The 6,900-nt window shown below is 68.5% G+C and carries 6 protein-coding genes and 1 pseudogene; 3 read left to right on the forward strand and 4 right to left on the reverse strand.

Annotated features, from left to right (window positions below):
- Nucleotides 1-146: 146 nt before the first annotated feature.
- Both AB0I98_RS37115 and AB0I98_RS37120 read right to left on the reverse strand, forming a co-directional pair.
- Nucleotides 147-896 (reverse strand): SDR family oxidoreductase, encoded by a 750-nt coding sequence (locus AB0I98_RS37115; RefSeq protein WP_362949569.1) that lies wholly within the window; start codon nt 894-896, stop codon nt 147-149.
- Nucleotides 897-1,052: 156 nt separating this feature from the next.
- Nucleotides 1,053-1,958 carry an AraC family transcriptional regulator gene (locus AB0I98_RS37120; protein ID WP_362949571.1) on the reverse strand — a complete coding sequence of 302 codons (906 nt, stop codon included), beginning with the start codon at nt 1,956-1,958 and terminating at the stop codon, nt 1,053-1,055.
- A 144-nt stretch (nt 1,959-2,102) separates the two neighbouring features.
- Here AB0I98_RS37120 and AB0I98_RS37125 point away from each other — a divergent pair, with 144 nt between their 5' ends.
- Nucleotides 2,103-2,420: an antibiotic biosynthesis monooxygenase gene (locus AB0I98_RS37125; RefSeq protein WP_362949580.1), complete on the forward strand. Its 318-nt coding sequence runs from the start codon at nt 2,103-2,105 to the stop codon at nt 2,418-2,420.
- A 56-nt stretch (nt 2,421-2,476) separates the two neighbouring features.
- Nucleotides 2,477-3,454 carry an alpha/beta hydrolase fold domain-containing protein gene (locus tag AB0I98_RS37130; RefSeq protein WP_362949573.1) on the forward strand — a complete coding sequence of 326 codons (978 nt, stop codon included), beginning with the start codon at nt 2,477-2,479 and terminating at the stop codon, nt 3,452-3,454.
- 11 nt (nt 3,455-3,465) lie between these two features.
- Here the strand turns inward: AB0I98_RS37130 and AB0I98_RS37135 are convergent, their stop codons facing one another.
- Nucleotides 3,466-3,759, reverse strand: coding sequence for a hypothetical protein (locus AB0I98_RS37135; protein ID WP_362949575.1), 294 nt, complete (start codon nt 3,757-3,759; stop codon nt 3,466-3,468).
- Nucleotides 3,760-4,000: 241 nt separating this feature from the next.
- Here AB0I98_RS37135 and AB0I98_RS37140 point away from each other — a divergent pair, with 241 nt between their 5' ends.
- Nucleotides 4,001-4,855 (forward strand): hypothetical protein, encoded by an 855-nt coding sequence (locus tag AB0I98_RS37140; RefSeq protein ID WP_362949577.1) that lies wholly within the window; start codon nt 4,001-4,003, stop codon nt 4,853-4,855.
- Between the two features lie 24 nt (nt 4,856-4,879).
- Here AB0I98_RS37140 and AB0I98_RS37145 read toward each other — a convergent pair.
- Nucleotides 4,880-5,938 (reverse strand): annotated as a pseudogene (locus AB0I98_RS37145) (transposase); the annotation flags it as partial.
- Between the last annotated feature and the right edge of the window lie 962 nt (nt 5,939-6,900).

Genomic DNA, 6,900 nt, shown 5'->3' on the forward strand with positions numbered 1-6,900 from the left:
CGGTGTGGCGTGGGGGGGCGGTTCAACCGCCGCACACCGTTGTTGGGCCGGGGGCGGGGGGGGGGGGCGGGGCGGGCGGGGGGGGGGCCCCCCCCCCCCCCCCCCCCCCCCGCCCGCGATGGCCTTTTCAGTTGCCCGCCGGTCGGTCACTTCGCCTGGGCGAGCCAGACCGCGTCGCGGCCGGCCGGGAAGCGGAGCTGGCCGGTCGTGTCGTGCACGGCTCGCCAGACCGTCTCGGCGACGTCGCTCTCCTCGGTGAAGACGTCCTGGCCCATGAAGCCGTCCATGGCCTTCTTCGCGAACGCTGCGTAGGGCGCCGGAACCAGTTCGTCCAGCGAGGCGCCGTTCGTCGCGTTGGCCGCGAAGTTCGTCGTCAGGCAGGCACCCGGCTCGACCGTCTTCGCGTGCACACCGAATGGCGCGAGTTCGAGCGCGAGGGATGCGGTGAACCCTTCGATGGCCATCTTGCTCGCCTTGTAGACGGCCGAGAGCGGCATGTGTCCCAGCACCACGCTGGAGGTCACGTTGACCACCACGCCGGAACTGCGCTCCCGGAACTGGGGCAGTATCGCCTGCGTTGTCGCCATGACACCGAAGGTGTTGGTCTCGAAGACCTCCCGAACACGCGCCATGGGGGTGCCCTCGAACACGCTGATCGAGGGGACGCCCGCGTTGTTGACCAGGGCATCGATGGGCCCCGCTGCCTCGAACGCGGCGGTGATGGAGTCGGGCTCGGTCACGTCGAGTTCGACGATGCGGAGCCGGTCGGACTCGGGGAGGACGTCCGGACGCGGGGTGCGCATCGTGGCGATGACGTTCCACCCCTGCGCGTGGAAGTGGAGGGCGGTCGCCCGCCCGTATCCGGACGACGTGCCAGTGATCAGAACAGTCTTCATGCTGTGCCCCTTGCGATGTGGTGGGATCCGCGGAGCGACAGGCATATTCTTGCTCCGCTGGAGAATCGGTGATCCCATTGAATCGCTCTGAGCTGCGCAAATAGTAGATCTATCCTCGCTCTGCCTTGCACGATCCTCTTCCCTCGTCCAGCCCGCTCAAGGGATGACGCTCACGGGGCTGCGTACGGTGTCGCGCAGGCGGGCCGCGTCCAGGCTCGGGGGCGCTCCGAACTGGCGGCGGTACTCCCGGCTGAACTGTGAGGGGTTGTCATAGCCGACGCGCCGGCCGACGCCGGTGACATCGCCCGGGTGGGTGGCGAGCAGCAGCCTGGCCTCCTGCAGCCGGATCTGCTTCTGGAACTGGATGGGGCTCATCGCGGTGACCGCCTGGAAGTTGCGGTAGAAGGCGGAGACGCTCATGCCGGACATGCGTGCCACATCCTCGACCCGGAAGGGCTGCGCGTAGTGCTCGCGGATCCACCGCACGGCCCGGGAGACATGGCTGAGGCCGCTGTCGGCCAGGCCCAGTTGACGAACCGTCGCCCCCTGCTCGCTGGTGATCAGGCGCCACAGGATCTCGCGCTTGACCAGCGGGGCCAGTACGGCCCGGTCGCGAGGTTCGTCGAGCAGGCGCAGCAGCCGGACCACCGCGTCGAGCAGCGCGGCTGACGCGTCACTGACGGCGATGCCCGATGGCACGCCTCCGTCGGCGCGGGGAATGTCGCCGGGACCGGCCCGCAGCAGCAGTTCGGCCACGGCGGACGGCTCCAGGGTCAGACCGAAGCCGAGGGCCGGTCGCCCGGGTTCGACCTGGGTGAACTGCCCCGTGACGGGCAGGTCGACGGATGCCACCAGATACTGCCCGGCGCCGTATTCGTAGACCCGGTCGCCCAGCGCGAGGCGTTTGGCGCCCTGGGCGATGACCGCGAGCACCATGCCGGACATGGAGGGCGCCGGCGGATCCGGCCGGTCGACCTTAGAGATGAGGACGCCGTCGATGGCGGTGGTCCAGTCGGGGCGGGCATGCCGGGCCAGCAGGGTGCGGAGCTCCTCGAGATGCATGCGTCCATTGCAGCACCATCCCCGCGTGCGGTCTCCCGCCGCTGCGAGGATCGTGCAAGCGCCAGCGAGCATCGTTCTAACATTTCCGCAGGTCAGAAGCGTTCAATGGAATCACCGCACTCCCTCACCGAGAAGAAGGCAGCCATGAACGCGACCTACGGCTTCAACGCCACCCTGACCGCCAGGCCCGGAATGGGCGACCGACTGGTCGACCTGCTGCTGACCGGCCTGCACGAGGGCAGCCCCGGCGCGAGCGAACACTGCGTCGTCTACCTGGTCTCCCGTTCCGCGTCCGACCCCGACGTCGTCCACGTCACCGAGGGCTGGACCAGTGAGGAAGCCCACCACCGGATCTTCGCCGGCGAGGCCGCCCAGGCGATCGTGGCGCGGATCGACGGGCTGCTGGCCAAGGAATCCGAGTACACCGACTACGTCCCGGTCCGCGGCAAGGCCGCTTTCTGAAGCCCTCGGATCGAACGCGGACCTCTTCTCGCCCGACGCCCCGAAAGGCAGCAACCATGACCACGGCACGCCCCGCCCTTGACTCCGAACTGCATGAACTCCTGGCCGACATGCCTCTGATGTCCCAGCTCAACCCGGAAGTCCTCGCCCAACTGCGTCAGCTCCCCTCGACGCCCGTCGAGTCCCTCCTCGAACACCGGCAGGTCGAGCGGCGCGACATCACCGTGTCCGCCAAGGACGGTGCCCGGATCGGCCTGTCGGTCCTCAGCCCCGCGCAGACCGATCGCACCACCCCCGCACCCTGCGTCTACTGGATCCACGGCGGCGGGATGGTCATGGGCGACCGCTTCTCGCAGATCGACATCCCGCTGGAGTGGCTCGACCGGTTCGGCGCGGTGGTGGTCACCGTCGACTACCGGCTCGCCCCGGAGGCCACCGGCACCACCCTGGTCGACGACTGCTATCAGGGCCTGCTCTGGGTCGCCGAGCACGCCGCCGAACTGGGCATCGACACCGCCCGGATCGTCGTCGCGGGCGCCAGCGCGGGCGGCGGGCTCGCCGCCGGCGTCACCCTGCTGGCCCGCGATCTCGGCACCCCGGCGATCGCCGCGCAGGTGCTGATCTGCCCCATGCTCGACCACCGCAACGCCACCACCTCCAGCCGCCAGTACTCCGGCGTTCCCGGTGTCTGGACCGGCGAGATGAACGCGTTCGGATGGCGAGCAGTCCTCGGCGACCTCACCGACCAGGAGATACCCCCGTACGTCTCACCTGCGCTGGCCGACCTCTCGGACCTGCCGACCACTTACATCGACACCGGCTCCGCCGAGGTCTTCCGCGACGAGGACACCGACTACGCCACCCGCATCTGGGCGGCCGGTGGCCAGGCCGAACTACACGTCTGGGCAGGCGGCTGCCACGGCTTCGACGCGCTGTTCCCGCAGGCGCAGATCTCGGCCACAGCCCGCCGCACCCGCACCGACTGGCTCGCCCGGCTCTTGTCCCTGCCTGGCAAGAGCGGAACCGTCGGCTGATGCGTCCCTCGTCAGTGCTGAGGGTGCGGTCCGGTCGCGGTGTCCGGCCCGGTGAACCGGGGTCGGTGGGCGCGGGGGCTCCTGGCGCGTCGGTGTGCTGTCGCGCGTATCGCCATGGCCAGGCCCAGGCAGAAGATCAGCGCCAGCGCGAGGCCGGAGCAGAAGACGGCCAGGGTGTTCATGGTCGCGATGTCGTTGCCGAGGACGGACACGGTGTACTCAGGGCCGCCGGACAGATTGTCGCCGATTGCGAGCCCGGTGAACGCAGCGGCGCCCGCGAGGAGGAGCAGTCCGATGAACAGCATCCGAGTCATCTCCTAAAGGAGCCCGAAGGGAGCCTGAAAGGGCCTCGACGGCACTTCGGCCCTACGGGTACCCGTGACTCGCCGTGACACACGGCCCTCAAGCGGTCGTCGTCGCCGTCGAACCCATCGCCACCCTGTTGATCATCCACGCCCTTAACTTGGCATTTCTGCAAGGGTAGTTGTGAGGGCGTTTCCATGCGCCACACTTCCTTCACGGGTGGGGCTCGGAGGGGAGTGATACATGGCCGGGTGGAGACCAGCCCTCGTCACGGCTGCGGGGGCGCTGCTGCTGGCGGGGTGCACCAGCGGGTCGGACGACGGGGCCGGGGCGGAGAAGAAGCCGAAGTCGGTTCCCAGCGCTTCGCCCTCGCCGACTGAGGTGAGCGAGCCGTACACGCTCGCGGAGGAACGGGCGCCGAAGACGCGGGCCGAGGCGGTCGCGTACATCCGCGACCTCGATGTGCGGCCCGACTACTTCGGCACCGGGTATCGCAAGCGCGAGCCCTTCGAGAGCGATCCGGCCGAGTGGGCCGTGCTCGGGGCGGACTGCTTATGGCGGCGCGAGCCACTGGCGGACACCGTGCTGGCCAGCCTCACGCGGGCGTTCGAGCTGCCGGAGCAGGGCGCCAAGGGGCCGGTGTACGTGTCGCTGACCGTCACCGTGCACGAGAACGTCGTGGCCGCGCGGCGCGACATGGCAGCTTCGCTGGAGTCGGCACTGCGCTGCCCCGAGCAGCGGCTGAACGCCACCGAGCGGGTGCTCGGCCTGTACTCCCAGGTCAACGCGTACAGCGACGAGCGGAACGCGATCTCCGAGGACGATCTGTCGGAGGTCGGGGACTGGGTCGTCGACGGGCGGAGCGGGGCGCACCCCTTCGACTGGTACAAGTTCCGGTTAGGGCCGGTTACCGTGGCCACGACGGCGCGGCACGGCGCGGGCCGGACCGAGGCGGAGGACTCCGCCGTCACCTCCGACATGATCCAGGGGCTCGGTTTCGTCGCCGCAGAGATCAATCGGAAGGGCGAGGCGGACGGTTCGGACGGTTCCGGTGCGCCGAGCGCGCCGTTCGAGACCAACGGGGCGGGCGATGAGTGAAGAGCTACGGTCCTCCGACCGTTCCTAAAGACTGAGCGGGAGTGAGTCCTGTTGCCAGAACTCATGCTCAGCCGAACGCCCCGAACGGTGTTGGGCGTTCTGGTCGACCGCTTTCGCTCCGCGTCCGGCGCGCACGGATCGTGTCCGTGGTCCGGGGATGCGGGGGCGGTTTCCCTCACGCCCCGGGGTGCCCGGTCGGGCCTGGACGGGCCGATGCCCCTGCTCATCACTCCGGTGAGCAGGGGGCGGTGCCGTCCGTCGCCGGATCGGGTGCCCCAGGGCGCGCCTTCCGATCGCCACGGCAGCCGCGTCGTGGCGAGAGGTCTTACGAGTCTTGCTGGTGAGGGGCTTTTGCCAGTGCTGGGCGCCCCAGGTGGAGGTGTAGGCCGGATCCACGGCGACGATGGTGATGCCGAGTTCGGCGGCCATCGACACCAGCCGGGCCCGCAGCCTGCTGACCGGCATGCCAGAGATGAGCTTGCGGAACCGCTTGCGGCCGCCGTGCTTCTCCCGGGTCTGCTCCGCGGTGAAGTCGAGGTCCTCGACCGCGATCGCGAGGCCGTGGCGCTTGGCCCAGTGCAGCAGGCGGATCAGCGCGTGACGGACTTGCGCGTCACGGTGGGCAGCGGTGCCGGACAGGTCGTAGCCGAACCGGAGCGGTGCGCCGACGGGGTTGCCGTGCTCGTCCAGGCTCCAGGCGGCCAGGTGGTCGGCGTTGGTGTCCACCCCGACCAGGCCCCCCGCGCGGGCCGCCTCCAGCGGCACGGTCTGGACGGGCGGGTTCGTCCATGACGCGGTCAGGTACCAGCGGCCCCGGCCCGTGTCTTCGTGGATGCGGTAGGCCACGGCCCGGTTGGCAGTGACCCGGTCGGTCCACTGCTCGCCCCGGTGCGCGAAGCTCACCCGGGCGGTGAGCACGTACCGGCCGTGCGGCGCGTTCGCCAGGTGCCCCAGCGGCGCCGGGAGCTTGAGGGAGACCTCGCCGTCGGGCGTGACGCGGATGGTCTCGTTGCCGTACCGCTTGCCGGACTCGCCGTCCGCCTGCAGGAACCGCCGCCCCGCCTCCCATCGAGCGCGCCATCCGGCCTCGCAGTCCCCGCCGAGCGCCACCGACAGTGCAAGGTCCACGAGCATCTTGCCGGGGGCGCCGTTCGTGGTGCCCGGTCCCTCGGGGGTCGCGGTCCGCGACCGGCCGCGTCCGTTCAAGCCGCTACGTTCGCGCCTGCAACTACATACTGGGCCTATGTGAACCAGGAAGGTAACTACCTGGCCTTTGAAAGGGATGGCGATAGCCCCGTTGCGGCGGATATTGCCGAGCTTGACCCCCGAGAATACGTTGTAGACTGGTATTGGGGAAGTGAATCGAATACTTGGAATGGGCATACGATGCGGCGGCTCGTGGAAAGAACTACTCGAGGTTGTCTAACCACGGATGGAGGTTCTGTTTTTGGGGAAGTCTATACGGCGCCCTGTGGTAACCGTTCCGGACAGTTCTGGACCGCCGACAACAACAAGATTCAAAATCAAAATGGACTATTCCTCAAGACTCTCTTCCCTTATGAATTGGTATCGGGGCTCTATAGCGGCACACCTAGTGTTCCATGGTATGGGATGCAATTGCCGTAATGTTTGCGTAGACAGCCTGTACTTGGACGCCAGCTGCGGCAACTGGCTGATGGTAGTCCCGGGCATCCTGGGGACTGGGATATCTCTTGCTTCAGGCGCGAGATACCCGCGACTTCAGCCAATCTGACTATCTGTAGCCTGGCAGAGTGCTCGTCCAGGTGCAGGCCAAGGCGAAGGCGAATGTCGAGTGAGCCACAGGGGCGCACATCGTCGAGGGCGCCGTTGAGTGCTACGCGAGCCAGCGTCGTGTTCACGGCGCTCGACGACATCCTGACCCGGACCGACACCAGCAAGAGTCGACTCTTCCACTACTTTCCGGGCGCCTAAGGGCTGTCCCGCAAAGATCGGTTTGAGTGACCCGGGGCGCTTTGCCCCGGGCTTGCGGTCCATCAGGCGACCGCCCCACCCGCGTTCCGGAT

This window comes from Streptomyces sp. NPDC050211 (assembly GCF_040656035.1).
GTDB lineage: Bacteria > Actinomycetota > Actinomycetes > Streptomycetales > Streptomycetaceae > Streptomyces.

Excerpts from the sequence above, each read along its gene's own strand:
- AB0I98_RS37140 (WP_362949577.1), top strand. The coding sequence starts at position 4,001 with ATGGCCGGGTGGAGACCAGCCCTCGTCACGGCTGCGGGGGCGCTGCTG.
- AB0I98_RS37135 (WP_362949575.1), bottom strand. The coding sequence starts at position 3,759 with ATGCTGTTCATCGGACTGCTCCTCCTCGCGGGCGCCGCTGCGTTCACC.
- AB0I98_RS37115 (WP_362949569.1), bottom strand. The coding sequence starts at position 896 with ATGAAGACTGTTCTGATCACTGGCACGTCGTCCGGATACGGGCGGGCG.
- AB0I98_RS37125 (WP_362949580.1), top strand. The coding sequence starts at position 2,103 with ATGAACGCGACCTACGGCTTCAACGCCACCCTGACCGCCAGGCCCGGA.
- AB0I98_RS37130 (WP_362949573.1), top strand. The coding sequence starts at position 2,477 with ATGACCACGGCACGCCCCGCCCTTGACTCCGAACTGCATGAACTCCTG.
- AB0I98_RS37120 (WP_362949571.1), bottom strand. The coding sequence starts at position 1,958 with ATGCATCTCGAGGAGCTCCGCACCCTGCTGGCCCGGCATGCCCGCCCC.